The 21,121-nt window shown below is 54.3% G+C and carries 21 protein-coding genes; 6 read left to right on the forward strand and 15 right to left on the reverse strand.

Annotation, left to right across the window (positions count from 1 at the left end; all coding sequences use genetic code 11):
- Positions 1-35 precede the first annotated feature (35 nt).
- The 8 genes from N7D90_RS04870 to N7D90_RS04905 all read right to left on the reverse strand — a co-directional run bounded on the left by N7D90_RS04870 (position 36) and on the right by N7D90_RS04905 (position 8,857).
- Positions 36-770 carry an amino acid ABC transporter ATP-binding protein gene (locus N7D90_RS04870; RefSeq protein WP_016779681.1) on the reverse strand — a complete coding sequence of 245 codons (735 nt, stop codon included), beginning with the start codon at positions 768-770 and terminating at the stop codon, positions 36-38.
- Entirely contained in the window at positions 767-1,441 is a 675-nt protein-coding gene (locus tag N7D90_RS04875) for an amino acid ABC transporter permease (RefSeq protein WP_261741124.1), read from the reverse strand. Before N7D90_RS04875 ends, N7D90_RS04870 begins: the two co-directional genes overlap by 4 nt.
- Positions 1,441-2,187: an amino acid ABC transporter permease gene (locus N7D90_RS04880; protein ID WP_261741125.1), complete on the reverse strand. Its 747-nt coding sequence runs from the start codon at positions 2,185-2,187 to the stop codon at positions 1,441-1,443. The genes N7D90_RS04875 and N7D90_RS04880 overlap by 1 nt, the downstream gene beginning before the upstream one ends.
- Before the next feature lie 202 nt (positions 2,188-2,389).
- On the reverse strand, positions 2,390-3,319 hold the full coding sequence (locus tag N7D90_RS04885; protein ID WP_261741126.1) for a glutamate/aspartate ABC transporter substrate-binding protein: 930 nt from the start codon (positions 3,317-3,319) through the stop codon (positions 2,390-2,392).
- Positions 3,320-3,703: 384 nt separating this feature from the next.
- Positions 3,704-5,242 (reverse strand): glycerol-3-phosphate dehydrogenase, encoded by a 1,539-nt coding sequence (gene glpD, locus N7D90_RS04890; RefSeq protein ID WP_261741127.1) that lies wholly within the window; start codon positions 5,240-5,242, stop codon positions 3,704-3,706.
- 276 nt (positions 5,243-5,518) lie between these two features.
- Positions 5,519-6,274 carry a DeoR family transcriptional regulator gene (locus N7D90_RS04895; protein ID WP_261741128.1) on the reverse strand — a complete coding sequence of 252 codons (756 nt, stop codon included), beginning with the start codon at positions 6,272-6,274 and terminating at the stop codon, positions 5,519-5,521.
- Positions 6,275-6,410: 136 nt separating this feature from the next.
- Positions 6,411-7,916 carry a glycerol kinase GlpK gene (gene glpK / locus N7D90_RS04900; protein WP_261741129.1) on the reverse strand — a complete coding sequence of 502 codons (1,506 nt, stop codon included), beginning with the start codon at positions 7,914-7,916 and terminating at the stop codon, positions 6,411-6,413.
- 89 nt (positions 7,917-8,005) lie between these two features.
- The gene (locus N7D90_RS04905) at positions 8,006-8,857 is read right to left on the reverse strand and encodes an MIP/aquaporin family protein (protein ID WP_261741130.1); all 852 of its coding nucleotides are present in this window, start codon (positions 8,855-8,857) and stop codon (positions 8,006-8,008) included.
- 369 nt (positions 8,858-9,226) lie between these two features.
- Here N7D90_RS04905 and ybaK point away from each other — a divergent pair, with 369 nt between their 5' ends.
- Positions 9,227-9,697, forward strand: coding sequence for a Cys-tRNA(Pro) deacylase (gene ybaK, locus N7D90_RS04910; RefSeq protein ID WP_261741131.1), 471 nt, complete (start codon positions 9,227-9,229; stop codon positions 9,695-9,697).
- 27 nt (positions 9,698-9,724) lie between these two features.
- On the opposite strand, the gene N7D90_RS04915 is transcribed toward ybaK, so the two are convergent.
- Positions 9,725-10,834 carry an ABC transporter ATP-binding protein gene (locus N7D90_RS04915; protein ID WP_261741132.1) on the reverse strand — a complete coding sequence of 370 codons (1,110 nt, stop codon included), beginning with the start codon at positions 10,832-10,834 and terminating at the stop codon, positions 9,725-9,727.
- The gene (argF, locus tag N7D90_RS04920) at positions 10,831-11,751 is read right to left on the reverse strand and encodes an ornithine carbamoyltransferase (protein WP_261741133.1); all 921 of its coding nucleotides are present in this window, start codon (positions 11,749-11,751) and stop codon (positions 10,831-10,833) included. Before argF ends, N7D90_RS04915 begins: the two co-directional genes overlap by 4 nt.
- Positions 11,752-12,183: 432 nt before the next feature.
- On the opposite strand from argF, the gene grxD reads away from it, so the two are divergent.
- Positions 12,184-12,525, forward strand: a complete 342-nt coding sequence (gene grxD, locus N7D90_RS04925) for a Grx4 family monothiol glutaredoxin (RefSeq protein ID WP_016779691.1) — start codon at positions 12,184-12,186, stop codon at positions 12,523-12,525.
- Positions 12,526-12,616: 91 nt separating this feature from the next.
- Here grxD and bfr read toward each other — a convergent pair whose 3' ends face one another.
- Positions 12,617-13,087 carry a bacterioferritin gene (gene bfr, locus N7D90_RS04930; RefSeq protein WP_016779692.1) on the reverse strand — a complete coding sequence of 157 codons (471 nt, stop codon included), beginning with the start codon at positions 13,085-13,087 and terminating at the stop codon, positions 12,617-12,619.
- A 198-nt stretch (positions 13,088-13,285) separates the two neighbouring features.
- Positions 13,286-13,504 (reverse strand): bacterioferritin-associated ferredoxin, encoded by a 219-nt coding sequence (locus N7D90_RS04935; protein WP_019823547.1) that lies wholly within the window; start codon positions 13,502-13,504, stop codon positions 13,286-13,288.
- Between the two features lie 280 nt (positions 13,505-13,784).
- Between N7D90_RS04935 and N7D90_RS04940 the strand changes: the two genes are divergently transcribed.
- A complete protein-coding gene (locus tag N7D90_RS04940) occupies positions 13,785-14,387 on the forward strand; it encodes a peroxiredoxin (protein ID WP_003443181.1) in 603 nt (200 codons plus the stop codon).
- Between the two features lie 77 nt (positions 14,388-14,464).
- Here N7D90_RS04940 and rnt read toward each other — a convergent pair whose 3' ends face one another.
- Both rnt and pyrC read right to left on the reverse strand, forming a co-directional pair.
- A complete protein-coding gene (rnt, locus tag N7D90_RS04945) occupies positions 14,465-15,139 on the reverse strand; it encodes a ribonuclease T (protein WP_019823542.1) in 675 nt (224 codons plus the stop codon).
- On the reverse strand, positions 15,136-16,182 hold the full coding sequence (pyrC, locus tag N7D90_RS04950; RefSeq protein WP_261741134.1) for a dihydroorotase: 1,047 nt from the start codon (positions 16,180-16,182) through the stop codon (positions 15,136-15,138). The genes rnt and pyrC overlap by 4 nt, the downstream gene beginning before the upstream one ends.
- Before the next feature lie 155 nt (positions 16,183-16,337).
- Between pyrC and N7D90_RS04955 the strand changes: the two genes are divergently transcribed.
- Entirely contained in the window at positions 16,338-17,243 is a 906-nt protein-coding gene (locus N7D90_RS04955) for a flagellar protein MotY (protein ID WP_261741135.1), read from the forward strand.
- Between the two features lie 127 nt (positions 17,244-17,370).
- A complete protein-coding gene (locus N7D90_RS04960) occupies positions 17,371-18,588 on the forward strand; it encodes an argininosuccinate synthase (RefSeq protein WP_133075884.1) in 1,218 nt (405 codons plus the stop codon).
- A gap of 58 nt (positions 18,589-18,646) precedes the next feature.
- On the opposite strand, the gene N7D90_RS04965 is transcribed toward N7D90_RS04960, so the two are convergent.
- Entirely contained in the window at positions 18,647-19,447 is an 801-nt protein-coding gene (locus N7D90_RS04965) for a hypothetical protein (RefSeq protein WP_261741136.1), read from the reverse strand.
- Positions 19,448-20,427: 980 nt separating this feature from the next.
- On the opposite strand from N7D90_RS04965, the gene N7D90_RS04970 reads away from it, so the two are divergent.
- Positions 20,428-21,054 carry a response regulator transcription factor gene (locus N7D90_RS04970; RefSeq protein WP_029611271.1) on the forward strand — a complete coding sequence of 209 codons (627 nt, stop codon included), beginning with the start codon at positions 20,428-20,430 and terminating at the stop codon, positions 21,052-21,054.
- Positions 21,055-21,121 lie beyond the last annotated feature (67 nt).

The raw sequence follows: 21,121 nt of genomic DNA on the forward strand, positions 1-21,121 counted from the left end.
CGGCAGCGGCTACAGGTATTTTACTTACGCCGGACTTAGTGCTGCAGGATCTTGGCGAGGAAGTGCTGTGCACGCTCGGAGCGGGCACTAACGTCGCCGAAGAACTCTTCTTTTTCACAGTCTTCGACGATTTTGCCCTGGTCCATAAAGATCACTCGGTTGGCCACCTTGCGCGCAAAACCCATTTCGTGGGTTACGCACATCATGGTCATGCCTTCGTTGGCCAGTTGCACCATGACGTCGAGTACTTCGTTGACCATTTCCGGGTCAAGCGCCGAGGTCGGTTCGTCAAACAGCATGACGATCGGGTCCATGGCCAATGCGCGGGCAATTGCCACTCGCTGTTGCTGACCACCAGAAAGTTGGCCGGGGTGCTTGTGGGCGTGTGCCGACAGGCCGACGCGTTCCAGCAGTTCAAGGCCTTTTTTGGTGGCCTCGGCCTTGCTGCGACCCAGTACCTTGACCTGTGCAATGGTCAGGTTTTCGGTGATGGTCATGTGCGGGAACAGTTCGAAATGCTGGAACACCATGCCAACGCGCGAACGCAGTTTCGGCAGGTTGGTCTTTGGGTCGGCAATGGACGTGCCATCAACCACGATGTCGCCTTTCTGGAACGGTTCAAGGGCGTTGACGCACTTGATCAGGGTCGACTTGCCCGAGCCGGACGGGCCACAGACTACGACCACTTCACCCTTTTTGACTTCAGTACTGCAATCGGTCAGTACCTGGAAGTCCCCGTACCACTTGTTGATGTTCTTGATCGAGATCATACGGCAAACCTTTTTTGCAGACGCTTGACCAGCAGCGAGGCGGAAAAGCTGATGATGAAATACACCAGACCGGCGAAGATCAGGAACTCATTGGAGCGGCCGATGATGTCGCCACTGGAACGCGAGGCATTGAGGAAATCCACCAGGCCAACTGTGTACACCAATGAGGTGTCCTGGAACAGGATGATGCTCTGTTGCAGCAGCAATGGGGTCATTTTACGAAATGCCTGGGGCAGGATGATCAGGCGCATGGCCTGGCCATAACTCATACCCAGCGCTTTGGCTGCTCCCATCTGGCCTTTCGGAATGGCCTGTACGCCCGCTCGGACGATCTCGCAAAAATAGGCGGCTTCGAACATGACGAAGGCCACCATGCACGACTCGAAAGCGCCGATCGGAGTGTCTTTACCGGTGATCCAGCGCAATACGAAGGGTACGGCCAGGTAGAACCAGGTAATCACCAGCAGCAACGGGATCGAACGGAAGTAGTTGACGTAAGCGCCTGCCAGGTTGGCCATCCACTTGCTTGACGACAAACGCATCAATGCCAGCACAGTGCCCAGCGCGACACCACCGATAACACCCAGGATCATGAGTTTCAAGGTCATGACCATGCCGTTCCACAGGCCTGGCAGGGCGGGAACAATCCCGCTGAAATCGAAGAAGTCCATTATTTACCCCCCAAAGACATCAGACCGGGCACCGCTACTTTCTTCTCGATCAGACGCATCAGCAACATCAGGCTCATGTTCAGGGTGAAGTAGATCAGAGTGGCCAGGGTGAAGGCTTCAAACAGGTTGGCGGAAAACTCGGCGGTCTGTTTGGTTTGTGCCAGCAGCTCCATCAAACCGATCAACGAAGCCACGGACGAGTTCTTGAACACGTTGAGGAATTCGGAGGTGAGCGGTGGAATGATGATGCGATAGGCTTGTGGCAGCAGTACGTTCCAGTAGATTTGCATCATGCTGAAACCCATAGCGCGGGCGGCAGCTTCCTGGCCTCGCGGCAGTGCTTCAATACCGGTGCGTACCTGTTCGCAAACCCGTGCTGCGGTAAACAGGCCCAGACACACGACAACGCTCAGGTAAGCCGAGGTGGTCGGGTTGAGGTCTTGCTTGTACCACTCCTGCAAATCCGGAGGCAGCAAATCGGGTACCAGGAAGTACCAGATAAACAGCTGCACCAGCAGCGGAACGTTACGGAAGATTTCCACGTAAACCGTGGCGATACCCGCGATAAAACGGTTGGGCAGCGTGCGCATGACGCCCAGCAGCGAACCCAGGATCAACGCGACTATCCAGGCGACAACAGCGATAGCGATGGTCCAGCCCAAACCAGAAATAAACCAGTCGAGATACGTCTCGCTGCCTACGCCGGTGGACTTGAAGAACACGCTCCAGTCCCAGTTGTAATTCATGCAGGGTCTCCCCTCAGATGGGTCTATAAACAAGCACTTGCTTCAGGGAATCCGTTCCTGTCCGACAGGGTCGTCGGGCACGCAGAACCCGCTCGATAACCAGCGGTCCGAGTGTTCTCTAATGCAATAAGAAGCTCAGTACAAAGGTGGTCGACAACTCCGGGCGTGATGGCTCACGCCCGGAAGTGTCAGCAGCCAGAAATCAGGATTTCTTTTCTTCTGCCGGCTTGTCGTCTGCAGCCTTGTCGGTCGGGTTGGCAATCAGCGCCTTGAGCTCGTTGCTCATAGGGAACATCAGGTTCAGGCCTTTAGGTGGAATAGGCGACTGGAACCATTTGGTGTAGGTGTCGTTGATCTTGCCAGACTTGTAGTAGGCAACGATTGCGTCATCCACGGCCTTTTTGAAATCCGGGTCGCCTTTGCGCACCATGCAACCGTAGATTTCGTAGGACTGAGGCGTACCTGTAACGGCCCAGTCAGTTGGCTTCTTGGCCTTGGCCATTTCACCGGCCAGCAGGGCGTCGTCCATCATGAAGGCTACGGCGCGGCCCGACTCAAGCATGTTGAAAGCTTCGCCGTGGTCTTTTGCCGAGATCACGTTCATGCCCATCTGCTTGTCGGCGTTCATCGCCTTGAGGATGCGCTCGGAGGTAGTGCCCGCGGTAGTTACGACGTTTTTGCCTTTCAGGTCAGCAAAGTCCTTGTAAGGCGAGTCCTTTTTGGACAGCAGACGTGTACCGATTTCGAAGATGCCAACCGAGAAGTCGACCTGTTGCTGACGTTCAACGTTGTTGGTGGTGGAACCACACTCAACGTCAACGGTGCCGTTTTGCACCAGCGGGATACGGGTCTGGGAAGTGACCAGGTTGTACTTGACCTTGAGGTCGGGCATGTCGAGCTGCTTTTTCAGCCCTTCGACAATGGCCAGTTGAACATCGTGGGAGTAGCCAACCGGCTTGCCGGTAGCGTCCGCGATGTAGGAAAACGGAATGGAGGAGTCACGATGCCCGAGGGTGATAGTGCCGGATTCTTTGATTTTCTTCAGTGTGCCGGTCAATTCGGCTGCAAAAACTGGAGTGCTAATCAGAGCTGCAGCAATTGCTGCGCCCAAAAGTTGCGGAACGATGCGCATCGTTGTTTTCCTCGACATTGTTTTTTTTATTAAACCCGTTCGTGGGCTCTTTTGTACTTCAAATGTCTTAACAGGCGAGACGCACTGTTTCAGCATTCGGTCTAGAGTGTAGAGCATGAGTCGTGCCAGACATTGTATTTATGTCTAACGTGCTGATTTGTAAGGGTTTTTAGTTTGTTTTCGGCGGAGCATAAACACAGCGATGCCCGGAAAGCCGAATCCGGCAGGCTTAGGGTGTTCGGAAAACCGAATGAAAGGCGGGGCGAGCTGCTGGCGATTCGGGCGCTCAAGTTTTTTACAGTCGAGGTTGTAGGCGCGAGCAAGTCGAGTCTTCGCACTGCCGCCCCCACAAGTGATGTGAAACCTGTGGGGCGGGTAAGGTGCTTAAGCTGCTTCTATTTTGCGGTGCCTGAGGCCCAGGTTGGTCATGTATTGCGTCAGATGGGCCTGCTCTTCAGCGGTGGTGAACAGCCCCAGTTTGGTCCGGCGCCACAGAATATCCTGTGTTTCCAGTGCCCATTCCTGACTGCACAGGTAGTCAACTTCACGGCTATAGAGGCCGCTGCCAATGTGCTCGCCCATGTCACTCAGGCCTTGCACGCCTTCCAGCAAGCGCCATGAGCGGCTGCCGTAGGTGATTGCCCAGCGTTTGGCAATCGCGGCATCCAGCCAGCTGTGCTGGCTGACCAGGGCTGCGCTCAAGGCTTTTGGCGTAGTCATGTCTTCGCCGCCGGGCAGCGTCGCGCTGGCTGTCCAGCTTGGCTTGATCAGGGGGAAGTACGGGGTCAACTGGGCCATGGCCGATTCGGCCAGCTTGCGGTATGTGGTGAGTTTGCCACCAAACACCGACAGCAGCGGTGCCTCGCCTGGCGCGCCAGACAGGGCAAGAGTGTAATCGCGTGTCACGGCGGAAGGGTTGTCGGACTCGTCATTACACAACGGACGCACACCGGAGTACGTGCGCAGGATATCGGCGCGGCTTACTTGCTGCTTGAAGTGGGCGTTGACCACATTGAGCAAGTAATCGGTCTCTTCTTCGGTGATGCTGACCTTGGCCGGATCACCGGTGTATTCACGGTCGGTTGTGCCGATGATGGTGAACTGGTCCATGTACGGAATGGTGAACACAATTCGCTGATCTTCGTTTTGCAGAATGAACGCGTTAGGGGCGTCATACAGCTTCGGCACGATCAGGTGACTGCCTTGAATCAGGCGGATGCCGTAAGGCGAATCCAGCTTGAGGTCGTCCTTGATGAATTTGGCTACCCAAGGGCCGGCGGCATTGACCAGTGCTTTGCTGCGAATCGAAAACAGGCTGCCGTCTGCGCGCTCCAGGTTTAGTTCCCACAGCCCTTTGTTACGGCGCGCACCTACACAACGAGTCTGGGTGTGAACATGGGCGCCTTTTTCCCGTGCGGCCATGGCGTTGAGTACTACCAAGCGTGCGTCATCTACCCAGCAGTCAGAATATTCAAAGCCCTTGGTGATTTCTGCCTTTAATGGGCTGTCAGCACCGAACTTGAGACTGGTTGAGCCAGCGAGTTTTTCGCGTTTGCCCAGGTGGTCATACAGGAACAGCCCGGCGCGGATCATCCACGCCGGGCGCAGGTGCGGGCGATGCGGCAATACAAAACGCATGGGTTTGACGATGTGCGGGGCTTTCGCCAGCAGCACTTCACGTTCAGCCAGGGCTTCGCGCACCAAGCGGAACTCATAGTGTTCAAGGTAGCGCAGGCCGCCGTGGATCAGCTTGCTGCTGGCGGACGAGGTATGGCTGGCCAGATCGTCCTTTTCGCAAAGGAACACCGACAGGCCGCGACCGGCTGCGTCTGCCGCAATCCCGACGCCATTGATTCCGCCGCCAATAACGGCAACGTCGTAAACCTCAGCGAGGGGAGTGGCAGGCAAGGTGGTCAGGGGCATGTGTTGGCCTCGCGTTCTTTACGCATATTTGAATTCGAACATTAATGTTCATTTGCGAAAATATTAGCGGATAAGGGCGAGCACATCCAGCACCATTCGATTGAAAAAACTCATCGGGTGGGGCTAAAAGGAATAATTTCGAACATTTCGGAGTGGAAGTGTTGATTCTATGGGAGCGGGCTTGCTCGCGATGGAGTCACCTCGTAGTGACAGGCGCACCGCGTTGCCTGTATCGCGAGCAAGTCCGCTCCCACAAAAAACCTGACCAGCCCTGGTTTAAACCACTTCCAGGCGAATCTTGTTCTGGGCCAACAACTGCGCAAGCTCGGGCACCGGCGGCTGGTCAGTGACCAGGCAATCAATCAGGGTGATCGGGCCGAGGCGCACCATCGCATTGCGGCCGAATTTGCTGGAGTCGGCTGCGAGAATCACTTGTCGAGCATTGGCGATAATAGCCTGGGATACGCGGACTTCCTGATAGTCGAAGTCCAGCAGGCTGCCGTCTGAGTCGATACCGCTGATACCCACCAGTGCGAAGTCGAACTTGAACTGGTTGATAAAGTCGACGCTGGCCTGACCCACGATACCGCCATCGCGGCGTACGTTGCCGCCGGCAATCAGCACTTCAAAGTCATCCTTGGCACTCAGGATCGAGGCCACGTGCAGGTTGTTGGTGATGATTTTCAGATGGTTGTGGTTGAGCAGCGCCCGGGCAATCGACTCGGTGGTGGTACCGATGTTGATGAAAATCGAGGCGTGATCAGGGATTTGGGCGGCGATGGCCTCGCCAATACGGCGTTTTTCATCGCGCATTTGGTCGGCGCGCATGGCGTAGGCCGTGTTTTCGACACTGGAATCATAGGCAGCCCCACCGTGGTAGCGGCGCAACAGATCGGCTTCCGCCAACTGATTGATGTCACGGCGAATGGTCTGCGGTGTAACGACGAACAACTGAGCCATTTCCTCGATGCTGACATAGCCGCGCTCGCGAACGAGTTCGAGGATCTGCTGCTGGCGTGGAGGCAGATTCATGGAGTTTCCTTTGGGCGGCGAAGCAAAATTCGCCCATGATGCCGCAGGAAAGCGCCGTCTGCTACTTGCAGGTGCCATCAAGCCCATAAGCAGCTGCGCGCGCCAGTGGCGCCCGCAGCTGTCATTACCCTGGGCCTTAGTTGCTTTCTTCGTGGGGTTCCCAGTCGCGGGTGCGGCTCACGGCTTTTTTCCAGCCTGCATAAAGCTTCTCTTTGCTGGCTTCGTCCAGTGCGGGTTCGAATTCGCGCTCGATCACGGCCTTGCCGCGCAATTCGTCCAAACTGCCCCAGAAACCGCAGGCCAAACCGGCCAGGTACGCAGCACCCAGCGCCGTGGTTTCGCGCATTTGCGGGCGCTCAACCCGGGTGCCGAGAATATCGGCCTGAAATTGCATCAGGAAGTTGTTGGCTACGGCTCCACCGTCTACGCGCAGGGCTTTGAGGCGTTCGCCCGAATCCTGCTGCATGGCGTCCAGTACGTCGCGTGTCTGGTAGGCAATCGACTCCAGTGCTGCACGAATGATGTGATCTACGCGTACGCCTCGAGTCAGGCCGAACAGTGCGCCACGGGCATACGGGTCCCAGTAAGGGGCGCCGAGGCCGGTAAATGCGGGTACCAGATACACGCCGTTACTGTCTTTGACCTTGCCCGCGAAATATTCGGTGTCGTGAGCGTCGTTGATGATCTTCAGTTCGTCGCGCAGCCATTGCACGGTGGAACCACCGTTGAATACGGCGCCTTCCAGGGCGTAGGCAACTTCGCCGCGTGGGCCGCAGGCGATGGTGGTCAGCATGCCGTGGCTCGATTTGACGGCTTTGGAACCGGTGTTCATCAGCAGGAAGCAGCCGGTGCCGTAGGTGTTTTTGGCCTGGCCCGGCTCGACACACATTTGGCCAAACAACGCAGCTTGCTGGTCGCCTGCAATACCGGCAATAGCGATACCGCTTTTGGTGCGGCCGTAGATCTCTGAAGACGACTTCACTTCAGGCAACATTTCGCGGGGGATATCCAGCACCTCCAGCATCTTGGTATCCCACTCCAGGGTGTGGATGTTGAAGAGCATGGTGCGCGATGCGTTGGTGTAATCGGTAACGTGGGTTTTGCCGCCGGTAAATTTCCAGATCAGCCAGCTGTCGACGGTGCCGAACAGCAACTCGCCATTGCGCGCACGTTCGCGGCTGCCTTCGACGTTGTCGAGGATCCACTTGAGCTTGGTGCCGGAGAAGTACGGGTCGGTGACCAGGCCTGTGGTGTCGCTGATGTACTGCTCGTGCCCGTCGCGTTTGAGTTGTTCGCAAATTTCGGTGCTGCGGCGGCACTGCCAGACGATGGCGTTGTAGATCGGGCGACCGCTGACCTTGTCCCATACCACGGTGGTTTCGCGCTGGTTGGTGATGCCGATAGCGGCAACCTGGTCATGGTGCAGACCGGCTTGAGCCAAGGCTTCGACCATCACGGCGCTTTGGGTTGCGAAAATTTCCATCGGGTCGTGTTCAACCCAGCCCGGTTGCGGGTAGTGCTGTTGAAACTCGCGTTGCGCCGTACACACCACGTTGGCGTCACGATCAAAGATGATCGCTCGCGAACTGGTGGTGCCTTGGTCAAGCGCGATGATGTAGTTCTTATTCTGAATGTCGGTCATGTGAAGTTGCCTTGCAGAATGAGGGAGGTTGCGGGCGCGAGACAGGTAATGGGCAGTAGGTCTCGTGCGCCCCGTTTCATAAGTCGGTATCAGGAAGCCTGGGTTTTCACTTGAGTTGCGGCTTGGGTGTCTGCGGCCACCGGTGTTGCCTCAGGCAAATGGCGGGCTATCAGCCCGCGATAAATGGCTGCACCCAGGCAAGCACCCACAATCGGCGCAAAGATTGGAATCAGGAAATAAGGAATATCGCGTCCGCCAGTGAACGAAATTTCACCCCAGCCGGCAAAGAAAGTCATCAGCTTAGGCCCGAAATCACGAGCAGGGTTCATCGCAAAGCCGGTTAGCGGTCCCATCGAACTGCCAATGACGGCAATCAGCAAGCCGATCAGCAGCGGTGCCAATGCGCCACGCGGCAAGCCGTTCTTGTCGTCGGTCAGGGCCATGATCACGCCCATAAGGATAGCGGTGATCACCATTTCGACGAGGAAGGCTTGCAGGGTGGTAAGCGCGGGATGCGGGTAGGTCGAGAATACCGAGGCCAGTTCCAGGCTTGCCTGGCTACCGCGGACCATTTGATGGGTTTGTTCGTAATCGAAGAAAAGGTTGCTATAGAGCGTGTAAACCAACGCAGCGGCGCAGAAGGCCCCCGCGACTTGCGCAAGGATGTAGAAGGGTAGTTTGCGCTTTTCAAAGTCGGTGAACAGGCACAGCGCAATGCTGACCGCCGGGTTCAGGTGTGCGCCGGAAACGCCTGCTGTCAGGTAAATCGCCATGCTGACGCCAATGCCCCAGATGATGCTGATTTCCCATAAGCCAAAACTGGCGCCCGCGACCTTGAGGGCTGCGACACAACCGGTGCCAAAGAAAATTAAAAGTGCGGTACCGAGAAACTCGGCCATGCATTGGCCTGAAAGCGTAGGGTGCTGCGATGCAGTCGACATGTGAAACCTCGTTATTGTTGTTTTTTGACGTCGTCAATCAGGGTGGTAGTGCGTCTTGGTCCGGGCCGGGAGTTGCGCATGTCTGATTTTCACGGCCAGGCAAAGTCGTTCGAGTATATTCAGATTCGAAAAAATATAGACAAGAAACGCTGCTGTCAAAGGTCGAAAGTGAACGGGTATTCACATTCTGACTCGGGACCAGTTCTTTGGTATTGGTTTTTGTGTAATCAAACACTACAAATTGGTAGGCCTTGATGTAGCGTTTCAGCTAAAAACACAGCGCTAACCCTCGGCCTAGCGCCTTTTTGCAGGCCAATAGCCTAAAATTGGCGATCGGTTATCTCTTCCTTATTCAAGACTGGAGCTGCTATGACGCCTGCATTGGATCTGCTGAAAAAAGTTCGCGCCGAACATCGGGTACACAGCTACGAGCACGACCCAAAGGCTGCGTCCTATGGGTTGGAAGCCGCAGAGAAGCTTGGCCTGGAGCCTGCCCAAGTGTTCAAGACGTTGTTGGCCAGCAGTGAAAAGGGTGAGTTGTTGGTCGCCGTTGTACCGGTCGTCGGAAGTCTTGATTTAAAAGCACTGGCACATGCTGCTGGAGTAAAGAAAGTCGAGATGGCGGACCCGGCGGCGGCTCAGCGTTCCACAGGGTATTTGTTGGGCGGGATCAGTCCGTTGGGGCAGAAGAAACGCCTGCGTACCTTTATTGATAAAAGCGCTGAAGGGTTTTCGACTATTTTTGTCAGCGCCGGACGACGCGGGCTGGAAGTTGAACTGGCGCCTGCGGTGCTGGCAGAGCACACGCAGGCGAAATTTGCAGGGGTAGGGCGGGCTTAAGCATTCCCACAGGTTCTGTGAGCGTTTTTAGTGAGCTGTACTGAAGCGCCTGACGCCGGTTTCAGAATGAGGGATTTGTGCTGCAATGCTGCCGCTGGTTTGAAACATCACCAGATGTTCAGCCGCAACGCGAATCCCTACTTCGGCGCCGGGTAAATGGTCGGCGTGGCTCGGAAAGATCGACTCGAGCTGGCAGCCTGTCGGCAGTTGCAGGCGATACAAGGTGGAAGCACCCAGGAATGTCTTGCCGATAATCCGGGCTTTTAAATCGCTTTCGGGCGCGTAAACGATATCGTCCGGGCGCAGCAATACATCAACCGCGGCACCGGTTGGCCAGGTATAAGCCCGATTACCGCGTAAAACCCCCAGCTCGGTCTGTACCGACTCAGGGCTCAGCAACTGCCCTCGAATGAAGTATCCCTGACCGATAAAGCTCGCTACAAACGGTGTCTGCGGCTCGTGGTAGAGGTTGTAGGGCGTATCCCACTGCTCAAGACGACCTTCCTTGAAGACGCCTACGTGGTCGCTGACAGCGAAGGCTTCTTCTTGGTCGTGTGTCACCAAAATCGCACTGGTACCGCGAGCTTTCAGGATGTCGCGCACTTCATGGCTCAGTTTGCGTCGCAACTCGCCATCAAGGTTGGAAAAGGGTTCATCCAGCAACAGTAATTGCGGCTCGGGTGCCAATGCGCGGGCAAGGGCAACACGCTGTTGCTGACCACCGGAAAGTTCGTGGGGGAAACGTTTACCGAGGTTTTTGAGATTGACCAGTTCAAGCAGCTCTTCGGTCACTCGGTCTTTGTTCGGGTGTTTGCGAATCCCGAACGCAATGTTGTCGGCCACGCTCAGGTGCGGAAAGAGGGCGTAGTCCTGAAACACCATGCCGATACGACGTTTCTCGGGTGCCAGGGTAAAGCCGGCACTGGAGATAACTTCACCTGCCAAACGGATCTCACCCTGATGCACCGGCTCAAAACCGGCGATCGCCCGCAGAGTGGTGGTTTTTCCGCAGCCCGAAGAGCCCAGCAAGCAGCCAATATCTCCGGCGTTGAGGTGCAGGTTGAGATTTTGTACAACGCTCTGGCCCTGATAACCACAGGCCAGATCGCTTAGGTTGAGCAATAACGGTTGACTCATGCGGGTTGGTACGCCGGTTGGACAAGGAATTCGAGCAGCGCTTTTTGCGCGTGCAGACGGTTTTCGGCTTGATCCCATGCCACGGAGCGCGGGTCGTCCAGCAGATCGAGGCTGATTTCTTCGCCGCGGTGAGCCGGCAGGCAGTGCATGAAAAGCACGTCGTCGGCAGCAAGGTCGAGCAGGGCGCAGTTGACCTGATACGGGGCGAACAGCTCCAGACGTTTGGCGGTTTCTTCCTCCTGGCCCATTGAGGTCCACACATCGGTGCTTACCAGGTGGGCACCCATTACTGCATCACGCGGGTCGCGTACGATGGTCACGCGATCACCGGCTTGCGCTACGAATTCGGGGTTGGGCTCATAGCCTTCCGGGCAGGCAACCCGCAACTGGAAGTCGAACTGGATGGCCGCTTCTATATAGCTGTTGCACATGTTGTTGCCGTCGCCGATCCAGGCCACGGTTTTACCCGTGATCGATCCACGATGTTCCTGGAACGTCTGCATGTCGGCCAGCAACTGGCACGGGTGCAAGTCGTCTGACAGACCGTTGATTACCGGTACGCGGGAATTGGCCGCGAATTCGGTCAGGGTGCTGTGGGCAAAGGTACGGATCATGACGGCGTCGAGCATGCGCGACATTACGATGGCGCAGTCGCCAATCGGCTCGCCACGGCCAAGTTGGGTGTCGCGTGGCGACAGAAAAATTGCCTGGCCACCCAGCTGGATCATGCCGGCTTCGAATGACAGGCGGGTGCGGGTCGATGATTTCTCGAAAATCATGCCCAGTACGCGACCTTTCAGGGGTTCGAAGAGAACGCCGCGTTGACGCAGGTCCTTCAGCTCGATACCGCGACGAATCACGCTGACTAGCTCTTCGGGCGTGCAATCCATCAGGGAGAGAAAGTGCCTTGCGCTCATCATTAACTACCTTTTTTGCAACGACCGCAGATGCTCAAAGCCGGGGTTTTCGGAAAAACGGGCGAGACCTGCGGCGAAAGCCGCACGGGGCGACGAAATAGGGGAAGGCGCGATCTTATAAGGAAATGTCGCGTCTTGCCAATAAGGGTCACGTGTAGAGAGGTTTGAGCGAGTCTTGCGCTGCATGAGCACGCGGCCGGAACCACGATCAAGTGGTTTGCCTCACCTCAGCTGCTCATTTGTACACTGCCCTGACGTTGCTTGGCAATTGTGCGGGTTTTGTTACCGTTACGTTATCGGCAGCGACTACAGATTTTTGCATAGGCAGGGCCGACGATTGTCTGTCGGGGAGGCCGAGCGTGATGCTCGGCTTTCCGTTACAATGCGCCACCGTGCCGACAACTGAGTCGGAAAGTTCAGCCGAGGTGCTCCATGGATATCATCGAAACTATTAAAGACCAGATTGCCAACAACACCATTCTGCTCTACATGAAAGGCTCCCCGAATGCCCCGCAGTGCGGCTTTTCGGCTAAAGCTGCTCAAGCAGTCATGGGCTGTGGCGAGAAGTTCGCTTACGTGGACATTCTCCAGAACCCGGAAATTCGCGCCAATCTGCCGAAATACGCAAACTGGCCAACCTTCCCACAGCTGTGGGTCGGTGGTGAGTTGGTAGGCGGTAGCGACATCATGGCTGAAATGGCCGCCGATGGTTCCTTGCAAGCTTTGATTAAAGAAGCTGTAGAGAAAGCGGCTGCAAACAAGACTGAAGCCTGATCTCAGTCGCGTCGTTACAGTTGTTATGTAGCGCGCATAAAAAAGCCCCGCGTCTGTGATAAACAGGGCGGGGCTTTTTAGTGGGTGTTAGTTACTCACCCATTTGCGATTGCAGGTAATTCTCAATGCCAACTTTATCGATCAGGCCCAACTGAGTTTCCAGCCAGTCGATATGTTCTTCTTCAGACTCGAGAATATCTTCGAGCATTTCGCGGCTGCCAAAGTCTCCGACAACTTCGCAATGGGCGATAGCTGCTTTGAGGTCGGCGTGGCCGGTCTTCTCAATGCGCAGGTCGCACTCCAGCATTTCCTTGGTGTGCTCGCCGATGTGCAGCTTGCCCAGGTCCTGAACGTTTGGCAGGCCTTCAAGGAACAGAATGCGCTTGATCAGCTTGTCCGCATGTTTCATCTCGTCGATGGATTCGTGGTACTCGTGCGCACCCAACTTCTCCAGGCCCCAATCCTGATACATGCGTGCATGCAGGAAGTATTGATTGATTGCGACCAGTTCGTTGCCGAGAATTTTATTGAGGTGCTGAATAACTGAAATGTCGCCTTTCATGGCTGGGGCCTGCCTTATTTAACTGTATATAAGGCAGAGTTTGATCCGCAGGTTGCTGACTGTCAAACCTAAGTATTTGAATAATAAATGAAAATTAATCGGAATAAGAATGTTTGTGTTCCGCGTCTTGAGGCTAACCACTTGAATTTCGGGCATAAAAAAACCGAACGCTAAGTCCGGTTCTTTGGAATCTATTAATTAAGCGGCTGAAAATTCTGCCGGGAAACTCATTACGGCCTGGCTGGTTTGCAGCGAAGCCAGGGTTTCTCGAACCACTTGCTTGGCCAGGCAGGCACATTTGCCGCATTGGCTGGCGACACCTGTTGCTTCGCGCACTTCACGGTAGCTGCAGCAACCGTCGTAGATTGCGTCGCGAATTTTTCCATCGGTCACGCCAGTGCAAAGGCAAACGTACATAAATAAGAACCATCACTGGTTGGGATTCAATGACAGGATCTTAATGTTAACGAGAATGATTGTCAAAGTACCTTGGGCCTCAATTGATGCCCGCCAGCGTCGTGCTGACGAACGGTCTTGAAGGGGCTGCTGCTCGATGTTGAAAAAGGGTTGAGGCCCGTCCAGACGCGGCGGTGTATGATGGACGGTCATTTTTACGCAGGAACGGGTCAAAAGACTGCTGTTACAGGGCCGTCATGACCAGATTCTGTTCTTCACGCAGCACACCAGGAGATATCCAATGAGCGTACTCGTAGGCAAACAAGCCCCTGACTTCACCGTCGCCGCCGTACTTGGCAATGGCGAAATCGTTGACAGCTTCTCGCTGTCCACTGCCATCAAAGGCAAATATGGCCTGGTGTTCTTCTACCCGCTGGACTTCACTTTCGTTTGCCCGTCCGAGCTGATTGCTCTGGATCACCGCATTCCTGAGTTCCAGGCGCGTAACGTTGAAGTGGTTGCTGTGTCCATCGACTCCCATTTCACTCACAACGCATGGCGCAACACCCCAGTGAACAATGGCGGCATCGGCCAGGTGAAATACACCATGGCTGCCGACATCAATCACGCTATCTGCAAGGCCTATGACGTTGAAACCGAAGGCGGCGTTGCACTGCGCGGCGCGTTCCTGATCGACGACAAGGGCGTTGTACGCTCCCAGATCGTTAACGACCTGCCACTGGGTCGTAACATGGACGAGCTGCTGCGTCTGGTTGACGCTCTGCAATTCCACGAAGAGCACGGCGAAGTTTGCCCTGCCAACTGGAAGAAAGGCGACAAAGGCATGACCGCATCGACTGCTGGTGTTGCAGCGTACCTGACCGAGAATGCTGACCAGTTGTAAGGGTCAGTTTGAGGCATAAAAAAACCGGACCCAGTGTCCGGTTTTTTTATGGGGCGTGGTAAGCCTCAGCGACAGGATCAGTCGTTGAAGTCTTTCCAGCCGCCCATTTGTTTCCAGCGGTTGACGATGCCACAGAACAGTTCAGCGGTTTTCTCGGTGTCATAACGAGCCGAGTGCGCTTCGCGTCCATCAAAATCGATGTCGGCGGTCTGACAGGCTTTGGCCAGTACCGTTTGGCCATAGGCCAGACCCGCGAGGGTCGCGGTGTCAAAACTCGAGAATGGGTGAAACGGATTGCGTTTCATGTCCAGACGCGCGACAGCGGCGTTGAGGAAGCCCAGGTCGAAGCTGCTGTTATGGCCCACCAGGATGGCGCGTTTGCAGCCATTGGCTTTCAGAGCCTTGCGTACGCCACGGAAGATATCGGTCAGGGCTGTTTCTTCACTAACGGCCATGCGCAGCGGATGATCGAGCTTGATCCCGGTAAATTCCAGAGCAGCGGCTTCGATGTTGGCGCCTTCAAACGGCTCTACACGGTGGAAATAGGTGTGTTCCGGGAACACAAAGCCTCTTTCGTCCATGCCGATCGTTACAGCGGCGATTTCCAGCAAGGCATCGGTGGCGCTGTTGAAACCACCGGTTTCAACATCGATTACGACCGGTAGATAGCCGCGAAAACGCTCGGCCATCGGGTGGCGTGATCCGCCGCCATGGCCGCCTTCGTGTTCGTCATCATAATGGTCGTCACTCACAGCTGTTCCTCCAGCAGGCGCCAGCGCAGTTTTTCACCGGCGCGCAGCGGGATTACGGTCAGCGCGCCGAAAGGCAGGCTGGTAGGGGCGGTCCACTCCTGGCGAACCAGGGTGATTTGTTCGGTGCTGGCAGGCAATCCGTAGAAGCGCGGGCCATTCAGGCTGGCAAAGGCTTCCAGTTTGTCCAGCGCATTACGCTGTTCAAAGGCTTCTGCGTACATCTCAATGGCCGCATAGGCGGTGTAGCAACCTGCGCAACCGCACGCAGCTTCTTTGGCGTGCTGGGCATGTGGCGCCGAGTCGGTGCCCAGGAAGAACTTCTCGCTGCCGCTGGTGGCCGCATCCAGCAGGGCTTCCTGGTGGGTGTTGCGCTTGAGGATCGGCAAGCAATAGAAGTGCGGGCGAATACCGCCAACCAGCATGTGATTGCGGTTGTAGAGCAGGTGATGAGCAGTAATGGTTGCGCCAACGTTGGCTGAAGCCTCGTTGACGAACTGCACTGCTTCTGCAGTGGTGATGTGCTCAAACACGACTTTAAGCGTCGGGAAGCGATCTACAACGCGGCGCATATGCTCGTCGATGAAGATTTTTTCGCGGTCAAAGACGTCCACGCCAGCGCGCGTGACTTCACCGTGGATCAGTAAAGGCATGCCAACTTCAGCCATGACTTCAAGAACCGGGAAGATCGCGTCGATGCTGGTCACGCCAGAGTCGGAGTTGGTCGTTGCCCCAGCCGGATACAGCTTGGCGGCATGGACGAATCCACTGGCCTTGGCCGTACGAATATCTTCCGGCTGTGTTCGATCGGTGAGGTACAGCACCATCAGCGGCTCGAAACGGCTACCGGCCGGGCGAGCAGCCAAAATGCGCTGGCGGTAGGCATCGGCTTCGGCAGCGTTACGCACCGGAGGTACCAGGTTGGGCATGATGATGGCGCGGCCAAAAGTGCGCGCAACATCCGCGACAGTGTGAGGCAACACAGCACCATCGCGAAGATGTATATGCCAGTCGTCGGGACGCAGCAGGGTCAGGCGGTCAGACATTGGGGATTCCAGGCGGGTCAAACTGATGTGAATGCTACCGGAAAAGACTCTATCAGGCACTCGCTATCAAGTTTTGTGATTGCTAACCGATATCTCATGCGTAAGCCGTATATCGGTTCTCGGTTTTTTTGCAGTGCAAGCCTTTGGAGCCACCCGTGCGCCAGCGTTATTTCATCCTGCTCAGTATGTTTGCCAGCCTGCCGGCCATGGCTCTGACTTTCCAGACGCGGCTGGAGAATATCGAGTGGAAAGTGGAAGGTGACAAATTCGAATGCCGCCTGATCCAGCCCATTACCGATTTCGGCTCAGGAGCGTTTGTACGTCGCGCAGGAGAACAGGCCGTTTTCCGCCTCAATGCCTCTAACTCGATGCTCGGCGAGGGTTCTGCAAAACTGTTGGCCGCCGCTGCACCGTGGCAACCGGGCAGAGGGGATATTGACCTGGGGTCGGTGCGCATAGGGCGTGGGCAGATACTGTTCAACAGTTCCCAAGCCCAGGCTGCAAGTTTGTTTCGCGGGCTGCTTGAAGGGCGTAGCCCGTTGCTCAGGCACTACTCCCGAGAGGGTGGCGTCTCGGAAGTGCGCCTGTTGCCGGCAAGGTTTCGCCAGGCTTACGGGGATTACGAGGCCTGTACCGCAAAGCTTTTACCCAAAAATTTCGAACAGGTCAGGCAAAGCCGGATTGGGTTTCCTGGTGGCGGTACCGAGTTGGACGCCACTGCCCGGATCAGCTTGCAAGTCATGGTGGAATACTTGAGAGCAGACCCAACGGTCAATCACGTCTCATTGGACGGCTATTCGGACAATTTGGGTAATCGCCTGACCAATCGTGAGCTGTCACGACGCCGGGCACTGGCTGTTATGGATTACTTCAAGGAACATGGTCTGCAGGAGTCGCAGATCACGGTTCGCTTCCATGGCGAGCAATACCCGCTGGTCCCTAATAGCAACCGAGCAAATCGTGCCAAAAACCGCCGGGTCAGTGTCCGTCTGGAGCGACTTCCCATGCCAGAAAAAGCTGCTCCGGCACAGGGTGTTACCAACCCTGCAGCGATTTCCTGAGGTAGCGGTCTCGTCGCCCCTTTGACATAAACTGTCGCTTTGTCGTCTTAAGCTGTCGCGCCTCTGTAAATTAATGGATATGGGCGGTAGACTGTTCGGCTTTTCGAACAACCCGTGGAGTGATGGCATGGCGGACGTAAACAAGGTCGTTTTGGCTTATTCGGGCGGCCTGGACACTTCGGTGATCCTGAAGTGGCTGCAGGATACTTATAACTGTGAAGTCGTAACCTTTACCGCTGACCTGGGTCAGGGCGAAGAGGTCGAACCTGCACGTGCCAAGGCGCAAGCCATGGGCGTTAAGGAAATCTACATTGATGACCTGCGTGAAGAGTTTGTTCGAGACTTCGTTTTCCCGATGTTCCGTGCCAACACCGTTTACGAAGGCGAGTACCTGCTGGGTACCTCAATCGCTCGTCCGCTGATTGCTAAACGCCTGATTGAAATCGCCAACGAAACTGGTGCAGATGCCATTTCGCACGGCGCAACGGGTAAAGGGAATGACCAGGTTCGTTTTGAACTGGGCGCCTATGCCTTGAAGCCAGGGGTGAAGGTTATTGCTCCTTGGCGTGAATGGGATTTGCTCTCCCGTGAAAAGCTGATGGATTACGCTGAAAAGCACAATATCCCGATCGAGCGTCATGGCAAGAAGAAGTCTCCTTACTCGATGGACGCCAACTTGCTGCATATCTCTTACGAGGGCGGCGTGCTGGAAGATACCTGGACCGAGCATGAAGAAGACATGTGGCGTTGGACCAAGTCGCCAGAAGACGCGCCTAACACGCCGACTTATCTGGAACTGACTTACCGCAACGGCGATATCGTTGCTCTTGACGGTGTTGAAATGACACCCGCCACCGTATTGGCAACGCTTAACCGTATCGGCGGAGAGAATGGTATCGGTCGTCTCGACATCGTTGAGAACCGTTACGTCGGCATGAAGTCCCGTGGTTGCTACGAAACCCCGGGTGGCACCATTATGTTGCGTGCTCACCGTGCCATTGAGTCGATTACTCTGGATCGTGAAGTGGCTCACCTCAAAGATGAGTTGATGCCTAAGTACGCCAGCCTGATCTACACCGGGTACTGGTGGAGCCCAGAGCGCATCATGCTGCAGCAAATGATTGATGCTTCTCAGGCCCACGTTAACGGTGTCGTTCGCCTAAAACTGTACAAAGGCAATGTGATCGTGACAGGTCGAAAGTCTGACGAGTCGTTGTTTGATGCAAACATTGCAACGTTTGAAGAAGATGGCGGAGCCTACAATCAGGCCGACGCAGCCGGCTTCATCAAGTTGAATGCCTTGCGCATGCGAATTGCGGCAAACAAAGGCCGTAAGTTGTTCTGATACGACCCGGATTAAAAAAGCCCCGGCCATTTGGTCGGGGCTTTTTTTTGCTTGGAATTCAGTAGTTTATCGAAAGAGAGGGCGGGTTTACGATGTTGAGTATATGCGTGTCAGTGTTGTAGGTGATGACGGTAGATTGAGACGTAAATAGTAGGTTTTTAGAGAGGGCAATAGAGCGCTTTAGCGTCTCTGGCGGAATGTCGGACTGCCTGTTTGTTAATAAAAAAAGCAGGTCATTTTTAGACGTGTTGTTTTTGTGCTTGTGTGGCATTTTGCAATGCGTATGGAGTGCCTCCAGGATGTTCGATGTGTTGTTTAGTCGTTGCAGGGGGGGATGGCTAAGGTTTAACAAATGAATATTTTTAAATGCGGAGCTCTCTATGAGCACGTACTTAGGTAGCGGTCGATTTGCAGATGTGTTGTTTGTCCAGTTGGACGCTGTTGGTGTGGAATCGTAGGTTCTGTGGCCTTGTGGAAGAAAAGTAAAAGCAGGTGGGCTGAAAGAGTGAAAGCTCGTGCCGGGGTGATGATGCCGTGAACAGGCCAGTGCCGGAACTTTCGTGCTCTTGAATGTTAGCGTTTGTCCTGCATAGGCGGCAGGGGTATACGATGTCGTTTTGGGGTGGCTGTCAGCCTTGGATAAGTCGGAAGGCGTGTAAAGTGTTTTGTTGTTGAAGTTCAAGGTCAGGAAAAATAGCGTAACTAGAAGCGTTGGGAATACAACAAGGAACCAGATGTATATATTCTGATGCTCAATATCTATATAGGGCAATGAAACGGCAGCGGAAGCCTCGGTCAACATCGAGAAAATGGCGATCACTGTGAGTGGGTTGTTGATTTTTAAATTATTTTTAATCATGAGGAAGGCCATAGTTATGTAGTTTAAAAGTGTTGGGCTAGTGAAGGATAGCTAGTGCGCGATTGCGCGGTGGACTGAAGGGCGAAGAATCTTGATTTTTATGGCAGGGTTGCTTTGAAGTTAGACGCATTTTTTTGAAATCGCAAATGGGATGTAAGTGTTACTCGTCATGTTAATGGGTGGGGCTTTTGGTTTTGTTGGTTGCTTGAATATTGTGTAGGCGTTTTGGTGTTATCTGTGGTGAGTTCTATAGGAGTGGTTAAGGCTGGGGAGTAGGGCGCTGTAAGTTTTTTATGAGTGGCTCGAGTGTGGCTGGAGGTGCGGTGTTTTAAGTTGTTTGTTGGTGGGTTTTTTTATCATTTTTTTGTGTTCTTGTTCGGTCGCTTGTTTTTTGAATTGACTGAGTGTGAGTCTTTTTTTTGATATGTTTTAATTTGGGGTGTTTTCTGATTGATCTGTAGTCCTATTCTGTAAGTACAAAATTGTAATATTTTTCTCTGGAAAAATAGTAGATTTAAGTCTCGCTGGATGTTGAGAGGTTTGGGGCTGAGGTTTTGTTGATTTTTGATTGGCCTGTGTGGTGATTTCCGAACAGAGGGGATGCTCTGTAATTAAGTTATTGTTGTGCTGAGGTATTTATATATCAAGGAGGGTTTTGTAGGGAGTCAGTATTTATTTTGGGTTTTTGTTTGTTTTAAGGGTTTTCTGCTAATTGTGAGAAGGTGCGCCAGTGATCATGGGGCTTGTGTTTTAAATATTAAAGTGGTCTTGCAGTAGTGATTTTTGCATGTGAGGCTATTTGCGTTAGCGTGAAATATAGGCTTAGTTTTAATGGGCTATTTCTGTAGGGTAATTCTTTAATATCTGTAGGAAGTGTCTTTGGTTGTTGATGCTTGGGGGGGGACACTATGCCCAGGTTGTTATGACTAGGCTATTGTGCTGGTTCTAAAAATTCGAACAGCGATAAATTGGAATTACCCATGAATAAAGTGCTGATCGTGGATGATCATCCTGTAATTCGTCTGGCTGTGCGTATGCTCATGGAACGACATGGCTATGAAGTCATCGCAGAGACGGACAATGGAGTGGATGCTTTACAGCTTGCGCGTGAGTACGCGCCTGACATTGTGATTTTGGATATAGGAATACCTAAACTTGACGGGCTTGAAGTTATAGCTCGGTTGTCTACGCCTGCAGTGCCTATTAAGGTGTTGGTGCTAACCTCACAAGCGCCAGGTCACTTCTCCATGCGCTGCATGCAGGCCGGTGCAGCAGGTTATGTGTGCAAACAGCAGGATTTAACCGAACTGTTGAGTGCAATCAAGGCTGTGCTGTCAGGCTATAGCTACTTCCCTAATCAGGCGCTGCACTCTGTGCGATCAAGTCTGGGGAATGCCAGTGAGGCTGATATGGTCAATCGGCTTTCAGGGCGCGAGATGATGGTTCTACAGCAGTTAGCAAGGGGGAAAAGTAACAAGGAAATCGCAGATGGGATGTTTCTGAGTAATAAAACGGTAAGTACCTACAAAACGCGCCTTTTATTGAAGCTCAATGCTCGCTCACTCGTTGATTTGATCGAGCTTGCACAGCGCAATGGTCTGGTATGAGGGAGGGGGGGTGAGGGTGTGATCCCCCCACCAGCCTCTGAATAAAAGCCTCCGCTAAAGGAGGCTT

This window comes from Pseudomonas fragi (genome assembly GCF_025426255.1).
In the GTDB taxonomy this organism is placed as follows: Bacteria; Pseudomonadota; Gammaproteobacteria; order Pseudomonadales; family Pseudomonadaceae; genus Aquipseudomonas; species Aquipseudomonas kulmbachensis.

Excerpts from the sequence above, each read along its gene's own strand:
- bfr (WP_016779692.1), bottom strand. The coding sequence starts at position 13,087 with ATGAAAGGCGACATTTCAGTTATTCAGCACCTCAATAAAATTCTCGGC.
- N7D90_RS04960 (WP_133075884.1), top strand. The coding sequence starts at position 17,371 with ATGGCGGACGTAAACAAGGTCGTTTTGGCTTATTCGGGCGGCCTGGAC.
- glpK (WP_261741129.1), bottom strand. The coding sequence starts at position 7,916 with ATGACCGACATTCAGAATAAGAACTACATCATCGCGCTTGACCAAGGC.
- N7D90_RS04875 (WP_261741124.1), bottom strand. The coding sequence starts at position 1,441 with ATGGACTTCTTCGATTTCAGCGGGATTGTTCCCGCCCTGCCAGGCCTG.
- N7D90_RS04965 (WP_261741136.1), bottom strand. The coding sequence starts at position 19,447 with ATGATTAAAAATAATTTAAAAATCAACAACCCACTCACAGTGATCGCC.
- N7D90_RS04870 (WP_016779681.1), bottom strand. The coding sequence starts at position 770 with ATGATCTCGATCAAGAACATCAACAAGTGGTACGGGGACTTCCAGGTA.
- N7D90_RS04970 (WP_029611271.1), top strand. The coding sequence starts at position 20,428 with ATGAATAAAGTGCTGATCGTGGATGATCATCCTGTAATTCGTCTGGCT.
- N7D90_RS04895 (WP_261741128.1), bottom strand. The coding sequence starts at position 6,274 with ATGAATCTGCCTCCACGCCAGCAGCAGATCCTCGAACTCGTTCGCGAG.
- pyrC (WP_261741134.1), bottom strand. The coding sequence starts at position 16,182 with ATGTCTGACCGCCTGACCCTGCTGCGTCCCGACGACTGGCATATACAT.
- argF (WP_261741133.1), bottom strand. The coding sequence starts at position 11,751 with ATGAGCGCAAGGCACTTTCTCTCCCTGATGGATTGCACGCCCGAAGAG.
- ybaK (WP_261741131.1), top strand. The coding sequence starts at position 9,227 with ATGACGCCTGCATTGGATCTGCTGAAAAAAGTTCGCGCCGAACATCGG.
- N7D90_RS04940 (WP_003443181.1), top strand. The coding sequence starts at position 13,785 with ATGAGCGTACTCGTAGGCAAACAAGCCCCTGACTTCACCGTCGCCGCC.
- N7D90_RS04935 (WP_019823547.1), bottom strand. The coding sequence starts at position 13,504 with ATGTACGTTTGCCTTTGCACTGGCGTGACCGATGGAAAAATTCGCGAC.
- N7D90_RS04885 (WP_261741126.1), bottom strand. The coding sequence starts at position 3,319 with ATGCGCATCGTTCCGCAACTTTTGGGCGCAGCAATTGCTGCAGCTCTG.
- glpD (WP_261741127.1), bottom strand. The coding sequence starts at position 5,242 with ATGCCCCTGACCACCTTGCCTGCCACTCCCCTCGCTGAGGTTTACGAC.
- N7D90_RS04880 (WP_261741125.1), bottom strand. The coding sequence starts at position 2,187 with ATGAATTACAACTGGGACTGGAGCGTGTTCTTCAAGTCCACCGGCGTA.
- grxD (WP_016779691.1), top strand. The coding sequence starts at position 12,184 with ATGGATATCATCGAAACTATTAAAGACCAGATTGCCAACAACACCATT.
- N7D90_RS04915 (WP_261741132.1), bottom strand. The coding sequence starts at position 10,834 with ATGAGTCAACCGTTATTGCTCAACCTAAGCGATCTGGCCTGTGGTTAT.
- N7D90_RS04905 (WP_261741130.1), bottom strand. The coding sequence starts at position 8,857 with ATGTCGACTGCATCGCAGCACCCTACGCTTTCAGGCCAATGCATGGCC.